Origin of the sequence: Micromonospora sp. NPDC023644 (genome assembly GCF_040640115.1) — a bacterium.
Taxonomy (GTDB): Bacteria; Actinomycetota; Actinomycetes; order Mycobacteriales; family Micromonosporaceae; genus Micromonospora.
The window spans coordinates 271,216-292,686 of the sequence record NZ_JBFABA010000003.1 but is presented as its reverse complement, the minus strand read 5'-3'; the positions used below and the strand labels follow the sequence as shown (position 1 = coordinate 292,686).

The following is a 21,471-nucleotide window of genomic DNA, read 5'->3' as shown; positions in this document are numbered from 1 at the left end:
TCCCCCACCCCCCCCGCCCCCCCCCCGCAACCCCCTTTTACATCTGGTGGGGGCCCAAGACTATATCAAACCCCCCCCCAAACCAAATCATCGACCGGCTTGGAGGCCGGGGGGTGGGGTGGGTGGGTCAGAGGATGGGGGGTGGGGTGTAGGTGGCGGCCTGGGGGTGGGCGTCGACGACGGCGGCGATGCGGCGGACGACCGCCTCGACCTGGGCTGGGGCGGCGCCGACGAAGGCCGTCCGGTCGGCGACCAGCGCGTCGATCTCGCCGCGGGTCAGGCCCAGGCGGCCGTCCGCCGCGAGGCGGTCGAAGAGGTCGTTCTCGGCGGCGCCCTTCTCGCGCATGGCCAGGGCCACCGCGACCGCGTGCTCCTTGATCACCTCGTGGGCGACCTCGCGGCCGACGCCGCGCCGGACCGCCGCCACCAGGATCTTGGTGGTGGCCAGGAAGGGCAGGAAGCGCTCCAACTCGCGGTTGACCACCGCCGGGTACGCGCCGAACTCGTCCAGCACGGTGAGGAAGGTCTGGAACAGCCCGTCGGCGGCGAAGAACGCGTCCGGCAGGGCGACCCGGCGGACCACCGAGCAGGAGACGTCCCCCTCGTTCCACTGGTCGCCGGCCAGCTCGCCGACCATCGACAGGTAGCCCCGGATGATCACCGCGAAGCCGTTGACCCGCTCGCTGGACCGGGTGTTCATCTTGTGCGGCATCGCGCTGGAACCCACCTGGCCCGGCTTGAAGCCCTCGGTGGCCAGCTCCTGGCCGACCATCAGCCGGATCGTGGTCGCCAGGGACGACGGGGCGGCGGCGATCTGCGCCAGCGCGGAGAGCACCGCCAGGTCGATCGAGCGCGGGTAGACCTGGCCGACGCTGTCGAGCACCCGGCTGAAGCCCAGGTGCCCCGCGACCCGGCGCTCCAGCTCGGCCACCCGCTCGGCGTCGCCGTCGAAGAGGTCGAGCTGGTCGGCGGCGGTGCCGACCGGGCCCTTGATGCCGCGCAGCGGGTACCAGTTGATCAGGTCGTCCAGCCGCTCGTACGCGATGAGCAGCTCCTCCGCGGCCGACGCGAAGCGCTTGCCCAGCGTGGTGGCCTGCGCCGCGACGTTGTGCGAGCGGCCGGTCATCACCAGGTCGGAGTGCTCGACGGCGAGCCGGGACAGCCGGGCCAGGGTGGCGACCACCCGGTCCCGGATCAGCTCCAGCGAGCGGCGCACCTGGAGCTGCTCGACGTTCTCGGTGAGGTCCCGGGAGGTCATGCCCTTGTGCACGTGCTCGTGCCCGGCGAGCGCGCTGAACTCCTCGATCCGGGCCTTCACGTCGTGCCGGGTGACCCGCTCCCGCTCGGCGATCGAGCCCAGGTCGACCTGGTCGAGCACCCGCTCGTACGCCTCGACCACGCCGTCCGGCACCGGCACGCCGAGGTCCCGCTGCGCCCGGAGCACGGCGAGCCAGAGCCGCCGCTCCATCCGGATCTTCTCCTCCGGTGACCAGAGGGCGACCAGCTCGGGCGAGGCGTACCGGTTGGCGAGCACGTTCGGGATCGTCACGTACCTCAGTCTTTCATGTCCGCGGACGTGACCCCGACGAGGCCGTCCGGCCGCCCACCAGCCCGGACGGCCGGGGATCGCCGGCCGGTGGCACACCCGTGCCGGGCTGAGCGGACCACGTAGGTCCGGCGACGCCCGCCCGGCTTCGCGCCGGGCGGGCGTCGGTCGTCCACGGACCTCACCCGCCGGGCAACGTGACCGTCAGGTCGAGGGCGATCCCCAGTTGCTGCGTCACGGTGAGCGGAAAACGGCCCTTCGCGTTCGCCGCGAGCGTCACCCGCAGCCACGTGCCGTCGCCACGCCGTACGTCGATCTCCCGCTGCGTGGCGACCCCGTCGGCGTCCCGGGTCGTGGTGGTGCGGTGCCGCTCGCCGCGCGGCCCCGCGCCCGCCTCGCAGACCCGGGTCGGTGTGGGCTCGCCACAGATCAGGCCACCCTCCGGAACCGCGTCGCGCCGCCGGATGTCCACCGACAGGAGCCCGGCCACCCGCTTGACCATGACCCGGCCGTACCCCCAGTAGGTGTCCGTCGTGTTCCGGCTCTCGGCACCGCGGTCGCTCCAACCCGCGCCCAGGTCGTTCGCGGTGAACACCGGGCCCTCCCCCTCCGCGCCGGTGACACCCGGCGCCTGCCGCTGAATCGCGGCGAGCACCCAACTGTGGACCAGCTGCCGGCGGGCCCGGGCGTCCCCACGGAGCGGATCAGCGGCCACCTCGGCGACGGCCGGGTCGAGCACCAGCGCGGCCAACTGCGCCTCGGTGAGCGGCGGATCCTCGTCCTCACCCCTGATGCTGACGTTGATGACCACGCCGTCGGGCCGCTGCACCCAGACCGAATGGGTCATGGTGAAGCCGGTCGGACTCCTGCGGGGCCCGGCATCCGGGTTGCGCGCGGAGCTGGCCCGGATCGTCTCGCCGGCGGGTCCGGTCCGGGTGGCGCAACGGGCCCTCCGCATCGGCTCGGGCGGGCAGGGCTGCAACGCTCCCCAGTCCAGCGGGATGCCCACGACGAGGTAGCCGACCCGGTCACCGGCACGGACCCGCCCCTGGCCCAGATAGCCGTTCGGGGTGTAGCCGCGGGTGCTCGCCCCGGATCCCCAGACCGCCCCGCCCTCCCAGGCGCCTTCCTGCCGTATCCATTCGAGGTCCGGCGCCACCCGGCTCATCGCCTCGAAGATCGCCCGGTCGGTGGGGGTGAAGACCTGATCATGGCCGGGCGGCGGGATACGTACCGTCGGGCTCGGCGCCGCCGGCGGGGCCGTCCGCGGGTGACCCCCGGTGACGGCCGCCCCGACCGTGATCGCGCCGACCGCGACGGCCGCCGTCCCGATCACGGCGAGCCGGCGCAGTCGCAGGCGGCGGCGCTGCCGGGAGATGACCCGGTCCAGGTCGATGGAGCTGGGCGGTACCTCACCGACCGCCTCTTCGAAGATCGTCCGGTGACTCATGCGCCCTCCCTGCTCGCGTCGATCGACACCAGGGCACGCAGGCTCTCCAGCCCTCGCGCCGCCTGGCTCTTCACGGTGCCCGCGCTGATTCCCAGCGCACGGGCGGTCTCCTCGACCGAGAGGTCGCAGTAGAAGCGCAGGACCACCACGGCCCGGCGGCGTGGCGGTAGCTGCGCCAGCAGGTCCAGGAGCAACTCCCGGTCGGCGAGTGCCACCTCCGGCACGTTCGGCTCGGCCCGGTCGGGCAGGTCGTCGGTGGACCTCTCCCGCCGCCACGGCCGACGCCGCTCGTCCAGCCAGGCGTTGGTGAGCATGCCGCGGACGTACGCGTCGACGTGCTCCACGCGGCGCACCCGCCGCCAGTGCCGGTAGAGCTTGCCGATGGTGATGGACACCAGGTCGTCCGCGGTGTGCCACTCTCGGCAGAGCAGGTACGCCGTGATGCGCAGTGACTCCAACCGGACGCTCACGAACTGCCGGTACTCGTCCTCGTCGGCCCGGTTCACCGCGCCGGACCTTGCTTTCGCCTCATGCCTGGGGAACGGACCGACGGGTCGGTGAGGTTGCTCGGCGACCGACGGCGCGGGCGTCTCGATCCCCCACCACGCGGACCGGCGCTGGATATACTCGACTCCCGGACCGTATATAGGGGGCGCGCGTGACCAAGATCCTGGTGGACGTCGACGACGAGGCGCTGGCGGACGCCGCCGCGGCCTTCGGCACCAAGACCAAGAAGGAGACGGTGAACGTCGCGCTGCGGGAAGGGGCTGCCCGCCTCCGTCGCGCCCGCGCCCTGGCGGAACTCAGCGGACGGGCCCAGGCCGGCGACTTCGACGAACTGCTCGACAAGGACACGTACCGGTCGTGAGACTCGCGGACTACCTGGTGGACACCAGTGCGCTGGTCCGGCTCCTGCGCGACCCCGACACCCAGGCCCGCTGGGAACAGCCACTCACGGCCGGCCTGCTCGCGGTCTGTCCGCTGGTCGAGCTGGAGTTCCTGTATTCGGCCCGCTCGCAGGCCGACCGCAGGTGGCTGGGGGACCGACTCCGGACGGCGTTCAGCTGGGTGGGCATGCCGGACCGGATCTACGAGCGGGCGACCGAGATCCAGGACGAGCTCACCGCCCGGGGCACCCACCGGTCCGCCGGTGCCGTCGACCTGCTGATCGCGGCGACGGCCGAGTACCAGGGCCTCTCCCTGCTGCACTACGACCGTGACTTCGACCAGATCGCCGAGGTGACCGGGCAGCCCGTGCGATGGCTCGCCCCGGCCGGCACGATCAAGTAGCTCGACCCGCGGGCCGGTGATGCTGACGGGCTGAGACCCCGCCTGCGGTCAGCGTTCGAGGATGGCGGTCACGCCCTGCCCGCCCGCCGCGCAGATCGAGATCAGGCCCCGGCCGCTGCCCTTGTCGGCGAGGAGCTTGGCCAGGGTCGCCACGATCCGGCCGCCGGTGGCCGCGAACGGGTGCCCGGCGGCCAGCGACGAGCCGTTGACGTTCAGCTTCTCCCGGTCGATCGTCCCGAGCGGGGCGTCCAGCCCCAGCCGGTCCTTGCAGAACTCCGGCGACTCCCAGGCGGCCAGGGTGGCCAGCACCTGCGAGGCGAACGCCTCGTGGATCTCGTAGAAGTCGAAGTCCTGGAGGGTCAGCCCGGCCCGGGACAGCATCCGGGGCACCGCGTACGCGGGGGCCATCAGCAGGCCCTCGTCGCCGTGCACGAAGTCGACGGCGGCGGTCTCCGACCAGGAGAACCACGCCAGCACCGGCAGGTGGTGCTCGCGGGCCCACTCCTCGCTGGCCAGCAGCACCGTCGAGGCGCCGTCGGTCAGCGGCGACGAGTTGCCGGCCGTCATGGTCGCCGCGTCGGCGTCGGGTCCCTTCGCGCCGAAGACCGGCTTCAGCGCGCCGAGCCGCTCCAGGCTGGTGTCGGGGCGCAGGTTCGCGTCTCGGGTCAGGCCGAGGTAGGGGGTCAGCAGGTCGTCGAAGAACCCCCGGTCGTACGCGGCGGCGAGCCGCTGGTGCGAGCGCAGCGCCAGCTCGTCCTGGGCCTGCCGGTCGACCTGCCAGCGCAGCGCCGTGCGGGCGGCGTGCTCCCCCATCGACAGCCCGGTACGCGGCTCCGCGTTGCGCGGGATCTCCGGCTTGAACGGCTGGGTGGGGCGCAGCTTCGCGGCGATCCTCAGCCGCTCGCCGAGGGTGCGGGCGCTGTTCAGCCTGAGCAGCGTGCGGCGCATCTCCTCGTTGACCGCGAGCGGCGCGTCGGAGGTGGTGTCCACGCCGCCGGCGATGCCGACGTCGATCTGCCCGAGGGCGATCTTGTTGGCGACCAGGATGGCCGCCTCCAGCCCGGTGCCGCAGGCCTGCTGGATGTCGTAGGCGGGGGTGTGCGGGTCGAGCTTCGAGCCGAGTACGACCTCGCGGGTGAGGTTGAAGTCCTTCGCGTGTTTGAGCACGGCGCCGGCCACCACCTCGCCGACCCGCTGGCCGGCCAGGCCGAACCGGGCGACGAGCCCGTCCAGCGCGGCGCCCAGCATGTCGGCGTTCGACGCGCTGGCGTACCGCGAGTTGGACCGCGCGAAGGGGATGCGGTTGCCGCCGATGACCGCGACCCGCCGGATGCTCTGCACGATCCCGCCTCCTCGAAAGACTTGCCCTCAACCTACTCGCCAGTAGGCTACGCCTATGACCGACAGGTACGCGAGCTTCGTCCGATCGGGGGCCGGTCGTGCGCTGGTCAAGCGCCTCGGGCTGCCCGACCCGCCGCGACTGCGCCGGCACGTCCCCGGCGAGCCCCTCGTTCCCGGCCCCGTCCTGCTGGGCGCCGCGACCGGCGGCCGGCTCGCCGAGCCGGTCGGCAGGCTCCTGACCGCCGCCGGGGTCGAGCTGCGCGGTCCCGACGCCGTGGAACCCACCGGGCGCCACGCCGCCCTGGTGTACGACGCCACCGGCATCACCGACTCCGCCGACCTGCGTCAGCTGTACGACTTCTTCCACCCGCACGCCCGCTCGGTGCTGCCCAGCGGCCGGGTCGTCGTGCTCGGCACCCCGCCCGGGGAGTGCGGCTCCCCCCGGGAGGCGACCGCCCAGCGGGCCCTGGAGGGGCTGACCCGCAGCATCGGCAAGGAGTTCGGCCGGGGCGTCACGGCCCAGCTGGTCCACGTGACGCGGGAGCCCGACGCCGGCACCTGGACCAGCCTGGAGGCGACCCTGCGGTTCCTGCTCTCCGGCCGGTCCGCGTACGTCTCGGGGCAGGTCGTCCGGGTCGGCGCCGGCACGGCCGAGCCGCCGGCCGACTGGGACCGCCCGCTCGACGGGCAGGTCGTCCTGGTCACCGGGGCGGCCCGGGGCATCGGCGCGGCGCTGGCCCGGGTGCTGGCCCGCGACGGCGCCCGGGTAGTCGCGCTGGACATCCCGGCGGCCGGGGACGAGCTGGCGGCGGTCGCCAACGAGATCGGCGGCACGGCCGTCCAGCTCGACCTGACCGCCCCCGACGCCCCCGACCGGCTCGCCGAGCACCTGGCCGGCCGGCACGGCCGGGTGGACGTGGTCGTGCACAACGCCGGCATCACCCGCGACAAGACCCTCGGCCGGATGGACGCCGACCGGTGGGACTCGGTGCTCGACGTCAACCTCTCCAGCCAGGAGCGGATCAACGACGTGCTGCTGGCGCGGGAGCTGATCCCGGCCGGCGGCCGGATCGTCTCGGTCTCCTCGATCGCCGGCATCGCCGGCAACCGGGGCCAGACCAACTACGCCACCAGCAAGGCGGGCGTGATCGGGCTGGTGGAGTCGCTCGCCCCGGCGCTGCGCGAACGGCAGATCAGCGTCAACGCTGTCGCCCCCGGGTTCATCGAGACCCGGCTGACCGCGCACATCCCGCTGGTGCTGCGCGAGGCGGGCCGACGGATGAACAGCATGTCCCAGGGCGGGCTGCCGGTGGACGTCGCCGAGACCATCGGCTGGCTGGCGTGGCCGGCCTCCGGCGCGGTCAGCGGCAACGTCGTCCGGGTCTGCGGCCAGAGCCTGCTGGGGGCGTGATGGCGAGGAGGGAACGACCGGCGGAGGGCCCGGACGACCTGTCGGTGCACGAGCTGATCGACGGCCCCACCGAGATCCTGTCGCAGGAGACCCTGGACGCGATCCGCCAGCCGGAACCGTCCGGCCACGACCTGAGCCTCGAGCAGACGCACGACCTCTCCGCCGCCTCGGTCGAGGCGACGCAGGACCTCTCCGGCCGGACGGCGCGGGACCCGGCCGGGCGCGCCGGGACGGGCGCCCGGGAGCGCGTCGAGCTGCCCCGGATGCCGGCGGCCGGGGCGCTCTACCGGCGGGCGCTGCTCGGCGCGCTGCCGGGCCTCGGCGGCGGGCGGCGCTCGGCGGGCGTCCCGGCGGTCGAGCTGGCCGTCGGCGGGATCACCGTCGACCGGACGCACCTGGCCGACTACGACCGGGTCTGCGGATTCCGGCTCACCGACCGGCTGCCCGCCACGTTCCCGCACGTCATGGGCTTCCCGCTGGCCCTGCGGCTGATGACCGCGCCGGAGTTCCCCATCCCGCTGACCGGCGTGGTGCACGTCGGCAACCGGATCACCGTGCACCGCCCGGTCACCGCCGACGAGACCCTCGACTTCCGCACGTACGCGGAGAACCTACGCCCGCACGAGCGGGGCCGGCAGGTCGACGTGGTGCTGGTCGGCTCGGTCGACGGGGAGGAGGTCTGGCGCGGCGTCTCGACGTACCTCGGCAGGGAGGGCGGGCGGGGCGGCGGCGGGCGGCGGGACCGGCACGAGCGGCCCACGGCGCCGGCCGGTTCGGCCCGCTGGCGGGTCGAGCCCCGCGTCGGTACGGACTACGCGCGGGTCTCCGGCGACCACAACCCGATCCACACCTCCCGTCTCGGCGCCCGGTTGTTCGGCTTCCCCCGACCGATCGCGCACGGGATGTGGAGCAAGGCCCGCTGCCTGGCCGCGCTGGAGAACCGGCTGCCGGACGCCTACACGGTCGAGGTGGCCTTCAAGCTGCCGGTGCCGCTACCGGGCACGGTGAGCTTCGGCCTCCTGCCCGACGGCGGGTTCGCCCTGCACGACCTGCGCGGCCGACCGCACCTGGTGGGCCTCGTGCACTGAGGCGCCCCTGCCGAAGCGGGGTACGCCCCTGCCGAATCCGCGTCCCGGGCTTGGCAGGGGCGCTTTCGTGCGCTAGGTTCTTCTCAGATAGAGATGTTCTCAGAATGAGAGAGACATGGTTGACGAGCAGGAGTTCCTGGCCGCGTACGACCCCCGGGCCTATCCGTCGGTCGCCGTGACCGTCGACGTGGTGGCACTGACCATCCGGGACGGCGCGCTGCACCTGCTGCTGATCCGGCGCGGGCAGCCGCCCTTCGAGGGGCACTGGGCGCTGCCCGGCGGTTTCGTCCGCCCCGACGAGGACCTGACCACCGGCGCCCGGCGGGAGCTGGCCGAGGAGACCGGGCTCGGCGGCGAGGGGCTGCGCCGCGTACACCTGGAGCAGTTGGGCAGCTACGGCGCCCCCGACCGCGACCCGCGGATGCGCGTCGTCTCCATCGCCCACCTCGCGTTCGCCCCCGACCTGCCGGACCCGGCCGCCGGCACCGACGCCGACGAGGCGGTCTGGCTGCCGGTGACGGCGCTGACCAGCCGGCAGCTCGCCTTCGACCACGGCCGGATCATCGACGACGCGCTGGATCGGGCCCGGTCCAAGCTGGAATACACCCCGCTCGCCACGCGCTTCCTCGCCGGCGAGTTCACGATCAGCGAGCTGCGCGCCGTCTACGAGACGGTCTGGGGTCACCCGCTGCACGCCGGAAACTTCCACCGCAAGGTGCTCTCCGTGCCGGGCTTCGTGGAGAGCACCGGCACCAGCACCGAGCGCGGCGGCGCCCGGGGCGGCCCCCGCGCCCGGCTCTACCGGGCCGGCGACGCCCGGCTGCTGCACCCGGCGCTGCTGCGCCCCGCCGCGGAGGAGACGCTCCGATGAGGACCGCCGACGCCGTCCGCCTGGTCGCGGCGGCCCGCACCGACGCCGAGCTGTTCGGCACGAACCAGCCGGCCCGGCGCTACCGCGAGCTGGTCGCGGCCCTGCACCCCGACCGCCTGCCGCCCGACCCGGCGGTACGCGCCGAGGCCACCGACGCGTTCGTCCAGGTCACCACCCGCTGGCGGGCCCGGCAGGTCACCGTCCTCGGCGACTACCGCCTCGGCGCGCCGGCCCACTCGGGCGACCTGGCCGACCTCTACGACGTCGGGTCGGACCGGCTGCTCAAGCTGCCCCGGCGGCCCGCCGACAACGACCTGATGGCCCGCGAGGCGCACGCCCTGCGCACCATCGCCGAGCGCGGCGACCCGCGCTACCTGCCGTACGTGCCCCGGTTGGTCGAGGACTTCCCGCACCGGGACGCCGCGACCGGCGCCGAACGGCGGATCAACGTGCTCGCCACCGCGCCCGGCCTGCACGACCTCGACGAGGTCCGGCGCGCGTACCCGGACGGGCTGGACGCCCGCGACGTGGCCTGGATGTGGCGCCGGCTGCTGGTGGCGCTCGGCCTGGCCCACGGGGCGGGCATCGTGCACGGCGCGGTCCTGCCGCCGCACGTGCTGATCGAGCCGGACGGGCACGGCGTGGTGCTGGTCGACTGGTGCTTCTCCGCCCCCGTCGGCAGCACGGTCCCCGCACTGGTGCCCGGCTACGACGCGAACTGGTACCCGGACGAGATCCCCCGGAAGAAGCCCTGCGGGCCGGGCACCGACATCGCGATGGCCAGCGGATGCATGACCTGGCTGATGGGGCCGCGCGCGCCCCGCGAGCTGCACGACTTCGCGCGGGGCTGCCGCCAGCGGTCCCTGGACGCCCGGCCCGACGACGCCTGGCGCCTGCTGCGCGAACTGGACGAGGTGCTGGAGCGGCTCTACGGGCCGCGCACCTTCCGACCCTTCACCCTCAACCCGTAAGGAGCTGTCATGGGCAGTGGAATGTGGTCCACCGACGTGTACGACGCCGCCGACCGCTACCGCCGGAAGACCGGCAAGAGCGCGTTCTCCTACAGCGACAGCGGGGCGCGGACCGTGCACCCCGCCCTCGACCCCCGCGACGCGATGCGCGAGAGCCGCGACTCCGCCGAGCACCCCCGGTCGACGCCCATCGCGGTGCTCTTCGACGTCACCGGCTCGATGCGCAACGTGCCGCGCGTCCTGCAGACCAAGCTGCCGCAGCTGCTCGGGCTGCTGCAACGGCAGGGCTACGCCAGCGACCCGCAGATCATGTTCGGCGCGATCGGCGACGCCACCTGCGACCGGGTGCCGTTGCAGGTCGGCCAGTTCGAGTCGGACAACCGGATGGACGACGACCTGGGTCGGATCGTGCTGGAGGGCGGCGGCGGCGGGCAGATGACCGAGTCGTACGAGCTGGCCATGTACTTCATGGCCCGGCACACCGCGACCGACTCCTGGGAGAAGCGCGGCCGGCGCGGCTACCTGTTCATCATCGGCGACGAGCTGGCGTACCCGAAGGTGAAGTCCCGGGAGGTGAAGCGCGTCATCGGCGACGACCTGCGCGAGGACGTGCCGCTGCGGCAGATCGTCGACGAGCTGACCCGCCGCTGGGACACCTACTACCTGCTCCCCGCCGGCAGCCACTACTCCGGCAACGCCAAGGTGCTCGACGCCTGGCGGGACCTGCTCGGGCAGAACGCCGTCGTGCTGGACGACCTCGACGCGGTCTGCGAGACCATCGCGCTCACCGTCGGGCTCGGCGAGCAGGCCATCGACCTGGACGAGGGCCTGCGCGACCTCGACCGGGCCGGCTCGGGCGCCTCCGGCACCGTCTCCAAGGCGCTGGCCCGCCTGCGCGGGGGGCGGCGCGCCGAGGTGTCGACGCTGCCCGCGTTCCGCGACACCGGCGGCGAGGTGACCCGGCTGTGAGACCCGTAGCGGTGGTCGGCCCCGGCTTCGGAAAGGTGACCCGGCGATGAGCCACGTGGCGGTGGTCGACCTCGGCTTCGGCGACGCCGGCAAGGGCACGGTCGTGGACTGGCTCTGCGCCACCCGGCCCGTGCAGACGGTGGTCCGCTTCAACGGGGGCGCGCAGGCGGCGCACAACGTCGTGCTGGGCGACGGGCGGCACCACACGTTCGCGCAGTTCGGGGCCGGGACCTTCCACCCCGGCGTCCGTACGCACCTGTCGCGGCACGTGGTGGTGGACCCGCTGGCGCTGGCCGCCGAGGCCGACCATCTCGCCTCGGTCGGGGTGCCGGACGCGCTCGACCGGTTGACCGTCGACGGGGAGGCGCTGCTGGCCACCCCGTACCACCGGGCCGCGAACCGGGCCCGGGAGATCGCCCGGGGAGCCGACCGGCACGGCTCCTGCGGGCTCGGGGTGGGTGAGGCCGTCGCGTACGGTCTCGCCCACCCCGACGAGGCGCCCCGGGTGGCCGACTGCCGCACCCCGGCGCTGCTGCGCCGCCGGCTGACCGCCCTGCGGGACCGGCTCACCGCCGAGCTGGGCCCGCTGGACGCGCCGCCCGTCGCCGACTGCCTGCCCGCGTTCACCGGGTTCGCCAGGCGGGTCGCGATCGTCGACCGGAGCTGGCTGGCCGGGGCGCTGCGCGCCGGCACCTGCGTCTTCGAGGGCGCGCAGGGGGTGCTGCTCGACGAGTGGCACGGCTTCCACCCGTACACGACGTGGAGCACCACCACCTTCGCCAACGCCGACAGCCTGCTCGCCGAGGCGGGCCTGCCCGGCGGTGCCACCCGCATCGGGGTGCTCCGGGTGGTCACCACCCGACACGGGCCGGGCCCGCTGGTGACCGAGGACCGGGCCCTGCCGCTGGCCGACCCGCACAACCCGACCAACCCGTGGCAGGGGCGGTTCCGGTTCGGCCACTTCGACGCGGTCGCCCACCGGTACGCCCTCGCCGCGGCCGGCGGGGTCGACGGCCTGGCGCTGACCCACCTCGACCTCGCCGGCCCCGCGCTGCGGATCTGCCGCCGCTACGACACCACCGACCGGCTCACCCCGGGCCCGCCGGGCGACCTGGACCGGCAGGCCGCGCTCACCGACCGTCTGCTGCGCTCCCGGCCCGTGTACGACGCCCCGCCGCCGGACTGGGCGTCGGCGGTGGCCCGGGAACTCGGCGCGCCGGTGGTGCTGACCTCGCACGGCCCCACCGCCGGCGACAAGACCCCGCACGGCCCGCTCCTCGCCCCGCCGGCCCCCGCCTCCCGGGCGTCGGCGGTTCCGGCCGGGCCGGCTGCCCCGGTGTCGGCGTGACGGCGGGTCGTCCCGGGGGCTCCCCGGCGAGGTGCGGGTGATCCGGCGACTCTGCCACCGGGCGGGTCGCGCCCCGCGAGCATGGGAGGCATGGAGTCCGTGCTCGACCTGCTCCGACAGCTGGTCACCTCGCCGTGGGTGTACCTGCTGATCTTCGGGCTCACCGCGGTCGACGCGTTCTTCCCCGCCGTACCCGGCGAGGCGGCCGTGATCACCGCCGCCGTGCTCGCCACCGGCGGCAACCCCAGCCTGGTGGCGGTGATTGTCGCCGCCGCGCTGGGCGCCTGCGCCGGCGACCACGTCTCGTACGCCATCGGGCGCGGCGGCGGCGCGAACCGGCTCGCCCGTTTCCCCGCGGACAGCCGGCGCCGGGCCAGCTCGGAGTGGGCCCGGCGGGCGGTGCACCGACGCGGCGGGCTGATCCTCACCACCGCCCGGTACGTCCCCGGTGGCCGCACGGCAGTCACCCTCACCATGGGCGCGGTCCGCTACCCGCTCCGCTCGTTCCTGCTCTTCGACGCCGTCGCGGCGGTGAGCTGGGCGCTCTACTGCGCCCTGCTCGGCTACTTCGGCGGGCTGGCCTTCGAGCGCGACCCGATCAAGGGCATCCTCGCCGGGGTGGGCCTGTCGCTGGCGATCACCCTCCTGCTGGAGTCGTTCCGCTGGCTGCGCCACCGCAGGGGCCACGCCACACCCGGCGGCTGAACCGGGCGACGGTCACAGCCCACCGCGGAACCGGGCGACGGGACACGCCACACCCGCCGCCGAACCGCGCGACGGGTGGAACGCCACGGCTGTCTCGGGTCGTCTTTGACGACCATGGCGTTCCACCCGTGCGACTGCTGCCGCGCGGATGTCCGCCGCAGCGGACAGGGCGAGCGGGTCAGGAGGGGGTGATCCGTGGGTGCCAGGTGACGCCGGCCAGCAGCTGCCCGGCCCCCAGCCAGGCCACGTTCATCATCCGGGTGGCGGTCTTCTCCGGGTCCGCCTCCGGGTGGTCCGCGAGCCAGTCCGCCAGCGACTCGGTCGCCCCCACCAGGGCGTACGCGACGACCTCCAGGTCGGTCTCGCCGGCCTCGCGGCCCTGGGCGCGCAGGGCGTGGTCGAGCATCCCGGCGACCACCTCGACCAGCCGGGCCCGCATGCCGGCCAGCTCGCCGGCGAAGGGCTGCTCGCCCCGGGCCTGCCGGTAGAGCACCGCCCAGCCGTCCCGGTGCGCCCCGACGAAGCCGAAGAACGCGCGCAGCCCCCGCCAGAGCCGCTCGTCGGCCGGCAGGTCGGGGGCCGCCGCCCCGGCGATGGCCTGCATCATCCGGGTGCCCTCCCGGTGCAGGCAGGCGACGAAGAGTTCTTCCTTCGTGCCGAGGTACGCGTAGACCATGGGCTTGGAGATGCCGGCGTCCACGGCGATCTCGTCCATGCTGGCGGCGTGAAACCCCCTGCGGGAGAACACTTTCACGGCCGCGTCGAGCATCTGCTGCTCGCGTACGGCGCGGGGGAGGCGCTTGAAGGTGGGTGGGGTGGACACCTTGCGAGCATACCTACTCGCCCGTAAGGTTACGCACGAGTAGCCAATACCCGGAAGGTGCAGCCCCATGACTGACTTCGACCCGGCCAACTTCGCGAACGTCGGCCCCAAGGAGTTCGCCCAGCTGGTCAAGTCCACCCCGGACGACAAGATCGCCGAGGTGATGTCCGGCGACCTGCGCGGCAAGATCCTCGGCGAGGTCTTCGGCCGGATGCCGCAGCTCTTCCGCGCCGACCGGGCCGGCTCGACCAACGCGGTCATCCACTGGAACATCACCGGCCGTCCCGACGGTGGCACCGACACCTACGAGGTGGCCATCGCCGACGGCAAGTGCACCGTCAACGAGACCCCGCAGCACGACCCGAAGCTCAGCCTCACCATGGGCCCGGTCGAGTTCCTGAAGATCGTTTCCGGTGGCGCGAACCCCGTCATGATGTTCATGACCGGCAAGCTCAAGGCCAAGGGCGACCTGGGCCTGGCCGCCAACATCGCCAACCTGTTCGACATCCCCAAGGCCTGACATGGCCGAGTTCTCGCTCGACCTGAACGAGGAACAGCGGGATCTGCGCGACTGGGTGCACGGCTTCGCCGCCGAGGTCGTGCGCCCGGCCGCGGCCGAGTGGGACGCCCGGGAGGAGACTCCCTGGCCGATCATCCAGGAGGCGGCCAAGGTCGGCCTGTACGGCTTCGAGTTCCTCGCCACCTGCTGGGCCGACCCCACCGGCCTCTCCCTCCCGATCGCCAGCGAGGAACTCTTCTGGGGTGACGCCGGCATCGGGCTGGGCATCTTCGGCACCTCCCTCGCGGTGGCCGCCATCTACGGCGCCGGCACCCCCGACCAGCTGGTCGAATGGGTGCCGCAGTGCTTCGGCACCGTCGACGAGCCGGCCGTCGCCGCGTTCTGCACCACCGAGCCCGAGGCCGGTTCCGACGTCGGCGCGATGCGCACCCGGGCCGTCTACGACGAGGCCACCGACGAGTGGGTGCTGAGCGGCCAGAAGGCGTACGCCACGAACGGCGGGATCGCCGGGGTGCACGTGGTCACCGCCTCGGTCGATGCGTCGCTCGGCTCCCGCGGGCAGGCGGCGTTCGTCGTACCGCCGGGCACCGCCGGCCTGACCGCGACCCGCAAGCTGCGCAAGCTGGGCCTGCGCGCGTCGCACACCGCCGACGTCTTCCTCGACGACGTACGCGTGCCGGGGCGCTGCCTGCTCGGCGGCCGGGACGCCCTGCTCGAACGGCTCGACCGGGCCCGCTCCGGCAAGCGCGCCTCGGGCCAGGCCGCGATGCGCACCTTCGAGCTCTCCCGGCCCACCGTCGGCGCGCAGGCGCTGGGCGTGGCCCGGGCCGCCTACGAGTACGCCCTGGACTACGCGAAGGAGCGGGTCCAGTTCGGGCGCCCGATCATCGAGAACCAGGCGGTCGCGTTCGCGCTGGCCGACATGAAGATGGAGATCGACGCCGCCCGGCTGCTGGTCTGGCGGGCGTCCTGGATGGGCCGCAACAACCGGCCCTTCACGGCCGGCGAGGGCTCGATGTCCAAGCTGAAGGCCGGCGAGGTGGCCGTCTCCGTCACCGGGCAGGCCCTGCAACTGCTCGGCGGGGCCGGTTTCCTGCGCGACCACCCGGTCGAGCGCTGGTACCGGGACGCCAAGATCTACACCATCTTCGAGGGCACCTCCGAGATCCAGCGGCTGGTCATCTCCCGGGCCATCTCCGGCGTCCAGATCCGCTGACCGACCGCCGGTGGGGCCGCCGCACAGGCCCCGACCGGCAGCACGTCCGCCGCGCCCGTACCCCTGGGGCGCCCGATCTCCAGATCGTCCGCGAGGGGCCCCGGCCCCGGAGGCCCCTCGCGCACCGCACGAGGAGGCCGCGTCATGGACCTGCCGTTCGTCGTCGCCACCCTGACCCGACGGGGGCTACTCACCCCCGGCCACCCGATCCGCGTCGCCGCCCAGCTCCAGGCGCTGCGCAGGTGGGGCTGGAACATCGCCGGCGAGCTGCGCCAGGCCGCCGCCCGCGACCCGGACCGGGCGGCCGTCGTCGACGAGCAGGGCGCCAGGCTGACGTACGCCGAACTGCTCGACCGGGCCGAGCGGCTGGCCCGGGGGATGCGGGCGGTGCTCGGGGTGCGGGCCGGGGAGCGGGTCGGCGTGCTCTGCCGCAACCACCACGGCCTGGTCGAGACGATCGTGGCCGCCACCCTGCTCGGCGCGGACGCGGTGCTGGTCAACACCGGGCTCTCCGCGGCGCAGCTCGCCACCGTGGCGCAGGAGCAGCGGCTGCGGGCGCTGGTGCACGACGCCGAGTTCGCCGACCGGGTCGCCAGCCTCCCCGCCGAGGTGCGGCGGCTCGACGAGCGCGCCCGGGAGGAACTCGTCGTCGGCGCGCCGCCCGGCGAGCTGCGCCCCCCGGAGCGCGACGGCCGGACCATCGTGCTCACGTCCGGCACCACCGGCGCCCCCAAGGGCGCCCGACGCCCCACGCCGAACGGGTTCGGCCCGCTGGTCTCCATCATCGACCGCATCCCGCTGCACGCCCGGGACACCGTCATGATCGCCGCGCCGCTCTTCCACACCTGGGGGTACGCGGCCCTCCAGGTCTGCTTCGCCCTGCGCGCCACGGTCGTGTTGCACCGCCGCTTCGACCCGGCCGCCACGCTCGCCGCCCTGGTGGCACAGCGCTGCGACGCCCTCTTCGCCGTACCGGTGATGCTGCAACGGCTGCTGGAGGTGCCGCCGCCGGACCCCCGTCCCCCGCTGAAGGTGGTCGCGGCCAGCGGCTCCGCGCTGCCGGGCGGCCTCGCCCTCAGGTTCATGGACGTCTACGGCGACGTGCTGCACAACCTCTACGGCTCCACCGAGGTCTCCTGGGCGTCCATCGCCGGCCCCGCCGAGCTGCGCGCGGCGCCCACCACCGCCGGCCGTCCGCCGCACGGCACCCGGCTGGAGATCCTCGACGCGGCCGGCGAGCCGGTGCCGGCCGGGCGGGTCGGGCGGATCTTCGTCGGCAACGAGATGCTCTTCGAGGGCTACACCTCCGGGGCCACCCGGGAACATCGCGGCGGCCTGCTCGACACGGGCGACCTGGGGCGGCTCGACGCCGACGGGCTGCTCTTCGTCGACGGCCGGGCCGACGACATGATCGTCTCGGGCGGGGAGAACGTCTTCCCGTCCGAGGTGGAGGACCTGCTCGCCCGGCTGCCGCAGGTACGCGAGGCCGCCGTGATCGGCGTACCCGACCCGCGGTACGGCCAGCGGCTCGCCGCGTTCCTCGCCCTGCACCCCGGCGAGACGCTCGACCCGGAGGCGGTCCGCGAGTACGTCCGGCACCAGCTGGCCCGGTTCTCCGTACCCCGGGACGTGGTCTTCGTGGAGCACCTGCCCCGCAACGCCACCGGCAAGGTGCTGACCCGCGAGCTGCGCCGCCAGCACGGCTGACCCGTTCCCCGGCCGTTACTGCCCGGATGCCCCGCCGCGCCTAGGCTGGCGGCACAATGATCGGCTCCGGACCCCGCCGCCGTGCCCGTCACCGCCACCATGCCCGCCACCGCCAGCCAGCACCACGGATGGCACCGCTGCTGCTGGTCGAGGCGGCGACGCTGCTCTCCAACACCGGCAACGGGGTGGCCAACGTGGCCCTGCCCTGGCTGGTGCTGGAACGCACCGGCAGCGCCACCGCGGCCGGCGTGGTCGCGGCGGCCACCGCCCTGCCGCTGCTGCTGTCCGGCCTCTTCTCCGGCACCCTCGTGGACCTGCTCGGCCGGCGGCGTACGGCGCTGGTCTCCGACACGCTCTCCGCCGTCTCCGTCGCCGCGATCCCGGTGGTCGACGCGCTGCTCGGGCTGAACCTCGGCTGGCTCGTGGCGCTGGCCGTGCTCGGCGCGGTGTTCGACCCGGCCGGCCTGACCGCCCGGGAGACGCTGCTGCCGGCCGCCGCGCAGGCCGCCGGCTGGCGGCTCGAACGCGCCAACGGGGTGCACGAGGCGGTCTGGGGGCTCGCCTTCCTGATCGGGCCCGGCGTCGGCGGCGTGCTCATCGCCGCGATCGGCCCCGGCTCGACGCTCTGGGTCACCGCCGCCGGATTCGCCCTGGCCGTCGCGATGATCGCCGCCGTCCGGCTGCCCGGGGCCGGCCGCCCCGAACGCCCCCCGGCCGGGCTGTGGCGCGGCACCGTCGAGGGGCTGCGGTTCGTCTGGCGGGACCGGCTGCTGCGGACCATCGCGCTGCTCTCGATGGTGCTGGCCGCGCTCTACCTGCCGGTCGAGGGCGTGCTGCTGCCGGCGTGGTTCGTCGCACAGGGGGAACCGGCCCGACTCGGCGCGCTGCTCATGTCGATGAGCGCCGGCGGGGTCGTCGGGGCGCTCGCCTCCGGCGCGGCGGGCCGGCGGATCCGCCGCCGCACCCTGATGGTGATCGCCCTCGTCGTCATCGGGGTGGCCCTCGTCGGGCTGGCCACCCTGCCGCCGTACCCGGCCATGATCGGCTTCGCCGTCGCGATCGGGCTCGCGTACGGGCCGGTCAACCCGCTGTCCAACTACGCCATGCAGACCCGCACGCCGGAGAGACTGCGCGGGCGCGTGGTCGGGGTGATGACCTCGTTCGCGTACGCGGCCGGCCCGGCCGGCTACCTGCTCGCCGGACCGCTGGTGGAGTGGCTCGGGCTGCGTACCGCGTTCCTGGTGCTGGCCGGGGCGCTGCTGGCGGCGACCCTGACCGCCGCCCCGCTGCCGGCGCTGCGGGCGCTGGACGAGCCGCCCCGCTATCCGCCCGCCCCGCCCGGTGGCCCGGCGAACCGGGTGGAGGAGCCCGTCCCGCTCAACGGGCAGTACGCCTCCGCCACGAACCGGGACGCGCCCCGAGTACAGGGGCGCGTCCGGGTCGACGGCCTGTGGACGCCCGCCGCGCACCGGGACACGCCCGTTCGGGGCTGACCTTCCGCGTCAGGGATGGAGCGTCAGCCCGGGCGTGGTGGCGATGGCCGTCAACTGCGCCACGGTGAGCACCGGCGGCGGACCGAACCGGATCGCCGGCGTCGCACCGTTCCCCCCGCCCTCGATGTGGTGGTTGTCCGTCGTCACCGTCACGGTCGTGCCGTCGGGCCGTCGCACCTGCGCCCAGCGCTGCTCGAAGCCCTCCTTGCCCGGGGTGACCGTGCTGGTGGCGAGGGTGCCACCGTCCGGCAGTCGGCTGCTCGTGCAGGTGCGGGGGTCGGGTGCGCTGGCGCACCCGCCGGGCGCGTCGGCCGTCGTCGGGACCAGCCGCACCGTCACGTTGTCGACCCGGCCGTTGCCGCGCAGCCGGGCGTGGGCGTAGTAGTGCCAGTGGCTCTTCTCGTAGGTGAACTGCACCAGGTCGCAGCCCGGGATCGCGCCGTCGACCGACAGCCCCGCCGGCACGACGGCCGCCAGCGCCGGGCGCAGCACGAGGGTCAGCCGGGCGACGCCGGCGTCGGGGCGTTCGGTCGGCCGGGCACGCACCGTGTCGTACGACTGCTGGGGCGCCGGCGGGCCGCTGGGCTCCGGTTCCACCACCGGGCAGAGCGACGGGTCGGCGGACGGCGAGCCGCCACCGGCCGGCAGGGTGAGCCCACCCGGTCCGGCGGCCGGGCCGACGAGCAGCGCCGGTGTCACCGCGACCGCGGCGACCACCGCGGCGACCCCGGTGCCCGCCACCATCCACGCCCGATGGCGGCGGCGCTGCCGGTCGTCGGTGATCAGCCGGTCCACGTCGATCCGGGTGGGCGGCGGCGACGCCACCGCACTGCGCATCTGCCGGGCGAGTTCATCCATCGGTGCGTGCCTCCTCGGCTCGGGCCGGCACGCCCACGAGGCGGCTCCGCAGCGCCTCGATCGCGCGCGCCGACTGGCTCTTGACGGTGCCGGTGGTGCAGCCGAGTTCCCGGGCGGTCTCCTCCACGGACAGGTCGCAGAAGTAGCGCAGCACCAGGACCGCGCGGCGGCGCGGCGGCAGCTCCGCCAGCAGGGCGAGGATGGTCAGCCGGTCCGCGGCATTGTCGGTGGCGGACCGGACGGCGGCATCGGGCACCTCCGCCCAGGCGGCCTCGCGCCGCCACGGCCGGCGCCGCTCGTCGAGCCAGACCCGCAGCAGGGCACGCCGGACGTACGCGTCAGGGCTGTCCATCCGCGACACGCGCCGCCAGTGCCGCAGCAGCTTGACCAGCGCCGTCGACACCAGGTCGTCGGCCGTGTGCCAGTCGCCACAGAGCAGGTACGCCGTGCGGCGCAGCGGTTCCAGCCGCGCCCCGACGTACTCGCGGTAGCCCTCGATGTCGGCAGGCAATCCCGCCACCTCCTCGCCTCACCGCTCAAACGGAGGCGAGGCGGGTGGAGGTTGCCCGGTCAGCCCGGAATGCTGATCCGGCCCTCGACGGCGGCGGAGGCGATGTCGGTACGGTGGTGCGCGCCGGCCAGCTCGACGGCGCCCACCAGCGCGTACGCGGCGTCCCGGGCGGCGGGCAGGTCGGCACCGGTGGCGGTGGCGCAGAGGACCCGGCCACCGGCGGAGCGCAGCGTCCCGTCGGCGTCCCGGCGGGTGCCGGAGTGGATGATGCCCGGCCCCTCGGCCCCGGTGATCACGTCGCCGGTGCGCGGGGCGGCCGGGTAGCCCTCGGCGGCGACCACCACCGTGACGGCGGCACCGTCGCGCCAGCGCAGCGGCGGGTGCGCGGCCAGCGTGCCGGTCGCGGCGGCGTGCAGCAGCCCGGCCAGCGGGGTCTCCAGCAGCGCCAGCACCACCTGCGTCTCCGGGTCGCCGAAGCGGGCGTTGAACTCGATCACACGGGGGCCGTCGGCCGTCATCGCCAGCCCGACGTAGAGCAGGCCCGCGAACGGGGTGCCCCGCCGGGCCAGCTCCGCCAGGGTCGGGTGGACGACGTCGCGCATGACCTCGTCGACCAGACCGGCCGGCGTCCAGGGCAGCGGCGCGTACGCCCCCATGCCGCCGGTGTTCGGGCCGGTGTCGCCGTCGCCGACCCGCTTGAAGTCCTGGGCCGGCAGCAGCGGCACCGCCGCCTCGCCGTCGGTGACCACGAAGAGGGAGACCTCCGGGCCGGCCAGGTACTCCTCGACGACGACCCGACCGCACTCCTCGGCGTGCCGCAGCGCGGCGGCGCGGTCGTCGGTCACCACGACGCCCTTGCCGGCGGCGAGCCCGTCGTTCTTCACCACGTACGGCGCGCCGAACTCGTCCAGCGCCCTGCCTGTGCTCTCGGCGTCCGTGCAGGTGTACGCGCGGGCGGTCGGCACGCCGGCGGCGGTCATCACGTCCTTGGCGAACGCCTTCGAACCCTCCAGCCGGGCCGCCTGGGCGGACGGCCCGAACGCGGGGATCCCCTTGGCGCGTACGGCGTCGGCGACCCCGGCCACCAGCGGCGCCTCCGGCCCGATCACCACCAGGTCGGCCCCGGTCTCCACCGCCAGCGCGGCGACGGCCGCCGGATCGCAGGGATCCACCGCCCGCAGCGAGGCGACCGAGGCGATCCCGGGATTCCCAGGCGCCGCGACCAACTGCTCGACGGCCGGATCCGCAGCCAACCCGAGCGCGAGCGCATGCTCCCGCCCTCCACCACCAAGAAGAAGAACCCGCACGACCGCATCCTACTGACCCCCTCCCGACCCCCGTTGATCATGAGGT

21 protein-coding genes are annotated in these 21,471 nt (G+C 74.5%); 13 read left to right on the top strand and 8 right to left on the bottom strand.

Translation table 11 applies throughout. The annotated features are described in order from the left end of the window. Nucleotides 1-127 precede the first annotated feature (127 nt). From purB to AB0G08_RS04345, 3 genes are all read right to left on the bottom strand, one after another. The gene (gene purB, locus AB0G08_RS04355; RefSeq protein WP_358082889.1) at nt 128-1,549 is read right to left on the bottom strand and encodes an adenylosuccinate lyase; all 1,422 of its coding nucleotides are present in this window, start codon (nt 1,547-1,549) and stop codon (nt 128-130) included. 178 nt (nt 1,550-1,727) lie between these two features. Further along, nucleotides 1,728-2,996: a hypothetical protein gene (locus tag AB0G08_RS04350; RefSeq protein ID WP_358082884.1), complete on the bottom strand. Its 1,269-nt coding sequence runs from the start codon at nt 2,994-2,996 to the stop codon at nt 1,728-1,730. Beyond that, nucleotides 2,993-3,502 (bottom strand): SigE family RNA polymerase sigma factor, encoded by a 510-nt coding sequence (locus tag AB0G08_RS04345; protein ID WP_358082881.1) that lies wholly within the window; start codon nt 3,500-3,502, stop codon nt 2,993-2,995. The genes AB0G08_RS04350 and AB0G08_RS04345 overlap by 4 nt, the downstream gene beginning before the upstream one ends. A 152-nt stretch (nt 3,503-3,654) precedes the next feature. On the opposite strand from AB0G08_RS04345, the gene AB0G08_RS04340 reads away from it, so the two are divergent. Continuing rightward, complete coding sequence (locus tag AB0G08_RS04340; protein WP_358082878.1) at nt 3,655-3,864, top strand: type II toxin-antitoxin system VapB family antitoxin; 210 nt, start codon at nt 3,655-3,657, stop codon at nt 3,862-3,864. Beyond that, nucleotides 3,861-4,286: a PIN domain nuclease gene (locus AB0G08_RS04335; RefSeq protein ID WP_358082875.1), complete on the top strand. Its 426-nt coding sequence runs from the start codon at nt 3,861-3,863 to the stop codon at nt 4,284-4,286. Before AB0G08_RS04340 ends, AB0G08_RS04335 begins: the two co-directional genes overlap by 4 nt. A 48-nt stretch (nt 4,287-4,334) precedes the next feature. On the opposite strand, the gene AB0G08_RS04330 is transcribed toward AB0G08_RS04335, so the two are convergent. Next, on the bottom strand, nt 4,335-5,627 hold the full coding sequence (locus AB0G08_RS04330; RefSeq protein WP_358082872.1) for an acetyl-CoA C-acetyltransferase: 1,293 nt from the start codon (nt 5,625-5,627) through the stop codon (nt 4,335-4,337). Between the two features lie 55 nt (nt 5,628-5,682). Between AB0G08_RS04330 and AB0G08_RS04325 the strand changes: the two genes are divergently transcribed. The 7 genes from AB0G08_RS04325 (at nt 5,683) to AB0G08_RS04295 (ending at nt 12,990) form a co-directional block, all read left to right on the top strand. Then, on the top strand, nt 5,683-7,038 hold the full coding sequence (locus AB0G08_RS04325; RefSeq protein WP_358082869.1) for a 3-oxoacyl-ACP reductase: 1,356 nt from the start codon (nt 5,683-5,685) through the stop codon (nt 7,036-7,038). A gap of 263 nt (nt 7,039-7,301) precedes the next feature. Continuing rightward, a complete protein-coding gene (locus AB0G08_RS04320) occupies nt 7,302-8,126 on the top strand; it encodes a MaoC/PaaZ C-terminal domain-containing protein (protein WP_358082936.1) in 825 nt (274 codons plus the stop codon). Between the two features lie 115 nt (nt 8,127-8,241). Then, the gene (locus AB0G08_RS04315) at nt 8,242-8,997 is read left to right on the top strand and encodes an NUDIX domain-containing protein (protein WP_358082866.1); all 756 of its coding nucleotides are present in this window, start codon (nt 8,242-8,244) and stop codon (nt 8,995-8,997) included. Then, nucleotides 8,994-9,968, top strand: coding sequence for a serine/threonine protein kinase (locus tag AB0G08_RS04310; protein WP_358082863.1), 975 nt, complete (start codon nt 8,994-8,996; stop codon nt 9,966-9,968). Before AB0G08_RS04315 ends, AB0G08_RS04310 begins: the two co-directional genes overlap by 4 nt. 9 nt (nt 9,969-9,977) lie before the next feature. Next, nucleotides 9,978-10,937 (top strand): hypothetical protein, encoded by a 960-nt coding sequence (locus AB0G08_RS04305; protein WP_358082860.1) that lies wholly within the window; start codon nt 9,978-9,980, stop codon nt 10,935-10,937. Nucleotides 10,938-10,983: 46 nt separating this feature from the next. Then, on the top strand, nt 10,984-12,285 hold the full coding sequence (locus tag AB0G08_RS04300; RefSeq protein ID WP_358082858.1) for an adenylosuccinate synthetase: 1,302 nt from the start codon (nt 10,984-10,986) through the stop codon (nt 12,283-12,285). A 90-nt stretch (nt 12,286-12,375) separates the two neighbouring features. Continuing rightward, entirely contained in the window at nt 12,376-12,990 is a 615-nt protein-coding gene (locus AB0G08_RS04295; RefSeq protein WP_358082856.1) for a DedA family protein, read from the top strand. Nucleotides 12,991-13,168: 178 nt separating this feature from the next. Here the strand turns inward: AB0G08_RS04295 and AB0G08_RS04290 are convergent, their stop codons facing one another. Further along, the gene (locus AB0G08_RS04290; protein WP_358082853.1) at nt 13,169-13,813 is read right to left on the bottom strand and encodes a TetR/AcrR family transcriptional regulator; all 645 of its coding nucleotides are present in this window, start codon (nt 13,811-13,813) and stop codon (nt 13,169-13,171) included. A 67-nt stretch (nt 13,814-13,880) separates the two neighbouring features. On the opposite strand from AB0G08_RS04290, the gene AB0G08_RS04285 reads away from it, so the two are divergent. The 4 genes from AB0G08_RS04285 (at nt 13,881) to AB0G08_RS04270 (ending at nt 18,749) form a co-directional block, all read left to right on the top strand. Beyond that, nucleotides 13,881-14,333, top strand: a complete 453-nt coding sequence (locus AB0G08_RS04285) for an SCP2 sterol-binding domain-containing protein (RefSeq protein WP_358082850.1) — start codon at nt 13,881-13,883, stop codon at nt 14,331-14,333. A 1-nt stretch (nt 14,334) separates the two neighbouring features. After that, a complete protein-coding gene (locus tag AB0G08_RS04280) occupies nt 14,335-15,549 on the top strand; it encodes an acyl-CoA dehydrogenase family protein (protein WP_358082847.1) in 1,215 nt (404 codons plus the stop codon). 144 nt (nt 15,550-15,693) lie between these two features. Next, complete coding sequence (locus AB0G08_RS04275) at nt 15,694-17,256, top strand: AMP-binding protein (protein WP_358082844.1); 1,563 nt, start codon at nt 15,694-15,696, stop codon at nt 17,254-17,256. Nucleotides 17,257-17,384: 128 nt separating this feature from the next. Next, on the top strand, nt 17,385-18,749 hold the full coding sequence (locus tag AB0G08_RS04270) for an MFS transporter (protein WP_358082841.1): 1,365 nt from the start codon (nt 17,385-17,387) through the stop codon (nt 18,747-18,749). 9 nt (nt 18,750-18,758) lie between these two features. On the opposite strand, the gene AB0G08_RS04265 is transcribed toward AB0G08_RS04270, so the two are convergent. From AB0G08_RS04265 to purD, 3 genes are read right to left on the bottom strand one after another with little or no spacing between them, the layout of a single operon-like run. Continuing rightward, nucleotides 18,759-19,607 carry a hypothetical protein gene (locus AB0G08_RS04265; RefSeq protein WP_358082839.1) on the bottom strand — a complete coding sequence of 283 codons (849 nt, stop codon included), beginning with the start codon at nt 19,605-19,607 and terminating at the stop codon, nt 18,759-18,761. Continuing rightward, complete coding sequence (locus AB0G08_RS04260; RefSeq protein ID WP_358082837.1) at nt 19,600-20,127, bottom strand: SigE family RNA polymerase sigma factor; 528 nt, start codon at nt 20,125-20,127, stop codon at nt 19,600-19,602. Before AB0G08_RS04260 ends, AB0G08_RS04265 begins: the two co-directional genes overlap by 8 nt. Before the next feature lie 50 nt (nt 20,128-20,177). Then, the gene (gene purD, locus AB0G08_RS04255; RefSeq protein WP_358082834.1) at nt 20,178-21,425 is read right to left on the bottom strand and encodes a phosphoribosylamine--glycine ligase; all 1,248 of its coding nucleotides are present in this window, start codon (nt 21,423-21,425) and stop codon (nt 20,178-20,180) included. Nucleotides 21,426-21,471 lie beyond the last annotated feature (46 nt).

Excerpts from the sequence above, each read along its gene's own strand:
- AB0G08_RS04320 (WP_358082936.1), top strand. The coding sequence starts at position 7,302 with ATGCCGGCGGCCGGGGCGCTCTACCGGCGGGCGCTGCTCGGCGCGCTG.
- AB0G08_RS04305 (WP_358082860.1), top strand. The coding sequence starts at position 9,978 with ATGGGCAGTGGAATGTGGTCCACCGACGTGTACGACGCCGCCGACCGC.
- AB0G08_RS04310 (WP_358082863.1), top strand. The coding sequence starts at position 8,994 with ATGAGGACCGCCGACGCCGTCCGCCTGGTCGCGGCGGCCCGCACCGAC.
- AB0G08_RS04350 (WP_358082884.1), bottom strand. The coding sequence starts at position 2,996 with ATGAGTCACCGGACGATCTTCGAAGAGGCGGTCGGTGAGGTACCGCCC.
- AB0G08_RS04285 (WP_358082850.1), top strand. The coding sequence starts at position 13,881 with ATGACTGACTTCGACCCGGCCAACTTCGCGAACGTCGGCCCCAAGGAG.
- AB0G08_RS04275 (WP_358082844.1), top strand. The coding sequence starts at position 15,694 with ATGGACCTGCCGTTCGTCGTCGCCACCCTGACCCGACGGGGGCTACTC.
- AB0G08_RS04295 (WP_358082856.1), top strand. The coding sequence starts at position 12,376 with ATGGAGTCCGTGCTCGACCTGCTCCGACAGCTGGTCACCTCGCCGTGG.
- AB0G08_RS04265 (WP_358082839.1), bottom strand. The coding sequence starts at position 19,607 with ATGGATGAACTCGCCCGGCAGATGCGCAGTGCGGTGGCGTCGCCGCCG.
- AB0G08_RS04325 (WP_358082869.1), top strand. The coding sequence starts at position 5,683 with ATGACCGACAGGTACGCGAGCTTCGTCCGATCGGGGGCCGGTCGTGCG.
- AB0G08_RS04280 (WP_358082847.1), top strand. The coding sequence starts at position 14,335 with ATGGCCGAGTTCTCGCTCGACCTGAACGAGGAACAGCGGGATCTGCGC.
- AB0G08_RS04300 (WP_358082858.1), top strand. The coding sequence starts at position 10,984 with ATGAGCCACGTGGCGGTGGTCGACCTCGGCTTCGGCGACGCCGGCAAG.
- AB0G08_RS04315 (WP_358082866.1), top strand. The coding sequence starts at position 8,242 with ATGGTTGACGAGCAGGAGTTCCTGGCCGCGTACGACCCCCGGGCCTAT.
- AB0G08_RS04270 (WP_358082841.1), top strand. The coding sequence starts at position 17,385 with ATGGCACCGCTGCTGCTGGTCGAGGCGGCGACGCTGCTCTCCAACACC.